This window comes from Xenorhabdus griffiniae (genome assembly GCF_001028135.1).
Classification (GTDB): domain Bacteria; phylum Pseudomonadota; class Gammaproteobacteria; order Enterobacterales; family Enterobacteriaceae; genus Xenorhabdus; species Xenorhabdus bakwenae.
Map to the genome: position 1 here is coordinate 1 of NZ_LDNM01000128.1, position 2,973 is coordinate 2,973.

4 protein-coding genes are annotated in these 2,973 nt (G+C 42.3%); 3 read left to right on the forward strand and 1 reads right to left on the reverse strand.

Features of this window, described 5'->3' with window-relative positions; all coding sequences use genetic code 11:
• Positions 1-407: 407 nt before the first annotated feature.
• A complete protein-coding gene (locus AAY47_RS18525) occupies positions 408-1,148 on the reverse strand; it encodes a LexA family transcriptional regulator (RefSeq protein WP_047771763.1) in 741 nt (246 codons plus the stop codon).
• A gap of 89 nt (positions 1,149-1,237) precedes the next feature.
• On the opposite strand from AAY47_RS18525, the gene AAY47_RS18530 reads away from it, so the two are divergent.
• The 3 genes from AAY47_RS18530 to AAY47_RS22115 all read left to right on the forward strand — a co-directional run.
• Positions 1,238-1,468: a hypothetical protein gene (locus AAY47_RS18530; RefSeq protein WP_047771764.1), complete on the forward strand. Its 231-nt coding sequence runs from the start codon at positions 1,238-1,240 to the stop codon at positions 1,466-1,468.
• A gap of 368 nt (positions 1,469-1,836) precedes the next feature.
• Complete coding sequence (locus AAY47_RS22315) at positions 1,837-2,004, forward strand: hypothetical protein (protein ID WP_167400595.1); 168 nt, start codon at positions 1,837-1,839, stop codon at positions 2,002-2,004.
• The coding region (locus tag AAY47_RS22115) for a replication protein (protein ID WP_047771766.1) at positions 1,997-2,973 on the forward strand (977 nt) is incomplete at its 3' end. The genes AAY47_RS22315 and AAY47_RS22115, both read left to right, overlap by 8 nt.

A 2,973-nucleotide genomic window follows, 5' to 3' on the forward strand; every position in this document is an offset into this window, starting at 1 on the left:
ACAACGCTCTCTCTGTCAGTGATGCCCGTTCGCGCTCTTTCGAGGCTAATCTTCTCACTGACAGATTGATCAAGACGTTTGGAGTCCACAATCAACTACCAGCGATACATCGCATTTGTGCGTAGGGGTGTAACAGAGCTATACGCTGTTTGGGGTTAGATTGTTAAAGAGCGGTTGGTGCTTATCGTTGGCTGTGTGCCTTTGATGAATACATTATTAACCTATAGTTAATCTTAGTCAATAACCATTGGTTAATTTAATTAAAATTAAAGTTTAACTAATTGAATTTTCAGTTAATAAATTTTTAATTGATTATAGAAATGTGATTTTTGTCAAAGAATTTAGATGGCGCGTGAAGTGATAGCCGCATGGTTAGCGGCTATTTTTGGGGAAACGGAGATTGTGGGTTACCAAGCCATTACTGACCAATTTATTACTCGACCAATTATTTGAACATCTTGGATTTCTGCAAATTCATCGGGAAACTCTATTGAGTTGAAGCTACGTACAATTAATTTTCCCGGTTGACGATATAGTAATTTAATGCGAAATAAACCCTCTTGCTCAATGGCATATATTCCTCCATCGACAATATTTTGATGACCACGATCAACTGTTACTGTTGACCCATCTGGAATTACTGGTGACATACTGTCACCATGAACAGGGAAAGCTACAACATTGGAAGGCTCAGCCCCGTATCGACGAAGAGTAGATCTTGAAAACCTCAATTTAAACCCATTGTAATCTTCGTTAGTACAACAGCCGCTTCCTGCGGCAAGTTCTATGCTTTTAAAAAACGGGATGACAACTTCATCATCATTGATTGGGGTGGTGTGATCCCAAGATTCAACTTCTTCTAACTCTATTTTTGATAGCGGTATTCCGTCTACTCTTTTGGATCCTCTCCCGTATTCCAACCACTCCGGCCTAACATCAAGCCATTTACTTAATGCCAAAATATTACTGGAGTCTGGAATTGACTCGGCATTCAGCCACTTCCAAACAGCAGGCCCGCTGACTTTTATTTTCTGTTCGGCAAGTGCGTCAGTAATCTTCTTGCCTAGCCCACGTCCGGCAAAGCCCGCATCTAAACAAGCTTCTTGTAACCTTGCTGTGAACCCAGCTTTATGAGTGCTTTTAACCATAAGTTAATTATCATTCAAACTTGACTTAACTGTCAGTTAGAATTTAGAATTAACTAACAGTTAATCTACCTAATAAGGATATTAACCAAATGAACCCAGTTGAATTCGCAGTTAATGCTGTTGGCGGACAAACCGCCGCCGCGAAAATCTGCGGGAAAAGCGCCGTGGCAGTTTGGAAGTGGGTGCAAAACGGCCGCCTACCTCGCACTGAATACACGGGTAAAACCAAGTATTCCAAATTGCTAGCAGAGCATTCTAACGGAAGATTCACCGAAAAATGGTTACTGCAAGCTGCAAATCCGGATAAAGAGTTAGTTTAGTTAGTGTAGTTATTCATGTTCTTTAACAATCTGCCCTCACGACAAGCTACTGGTGAACCCTAGCAAACTGAAATAGCGCCGGGTAGTCACTCAGGCAATCGGGTATATCCCGTAAAGGCTCACTCACCAAGAGACAGTCGTGCCAACCATCATCTATCTCAGGATAGCTGACGATTCTGTATTTTTATTAAACGAAACTAAACATTAGGAATTTTACGTATGGAACACGCCCGTATTGGTTGAATTAGCAGGAATTAGATTGGAAATGATGAATATTACTGAAAGGCGCCTCACCAGTGGTCGCTAGTGAGGCTAATTGTTCTAGTTGAATCATTTGGAATGAATTCAATAAGCGAGGTTAATTATACATGAAAAATAAATTTAATCACAGTGCTGTGCATAAAAATAACCGGCGTGATCAGGTTGCTCGTTCCGTTACCGAGGATGGAGCGAAAAAGCTACGTGATGCTCTGGAGGATGCGAAGTTGCGCCTGGAACATAGCGAGGAACTGACAGAAGGGAAACGCCATGGGTAACGTTGCAAGAATGGCTGATTATCGACCTCGCCCTGAGGTTGCGGAGAGGAAAGTGGCTGATGTTGAAGACGGATACACACGGATAGCCAATGAATTACTGGAGTCTATAGCGAGTTCAGATCTTACAGCCAGACAGTTAAAAGTCATGCTGGCAATTATCAGAAAGACATACGGCTTCGGTAAAAAATCTGATCGTATTGCTGATTCTCAAGTAGCAGCAATCACAGGCTTATCCAGACAGAATGTGAACAAAGCAAAAAACGAATTAATTTCAATGCGTTTTTTGATTCCTGATGGTAACAAAATAGGCGTAAACAAAGCCACAACAGAGTGGGTTAATCAATCTAGAGACAGTGTCTCTAATTTGAAGACAAAAAATGTCTCTAAGTTAGAGACAGATGATGTCCCCAATGTAGAGACACACAAAAGAAATACTTTAAAGAAAAAAGAAAAGATCCCCCTTACCCCCACGGGGGAAGAAAATCTCGCTCTCGAAATACTGGATTATTTTAACCAACTCACCCGTTCCCGATTTCAATCAACAGATCCATTCCTGAAAGCGTTATCCACTGTGAAGAGCAAGGGTCAATGCTACACGGCTGATGAAATCAAACTGGTAATCGAGTGGGCGGTCACCCAATGGAAATATGGCGAGAAGTTGAAACCTGAAAACCTATGCCGCATGAGTCGCTTCGACGGTTATTTGTCTGACGCTATCAAGTGGAAAGAGAAAATAGACCGTAACCCTGTTGACTGCCCTCATTCGGAACTGATAACCCTCTGGAACAGCAAAATTTCTGCCCGTAGTGTTGAGATTCAGGAATGGACGCAGCGCAGACCAGCTTATCGAAATCTGGAATCGGTATGGAACGGCAAAACCAACAAAGGGAAATGGCGGGAGGTTCAGCATATGGCGACCTGCTTCGACCTGATCAGTCAGTCATCGCTGTTCGGCCAACTGGAAGACAA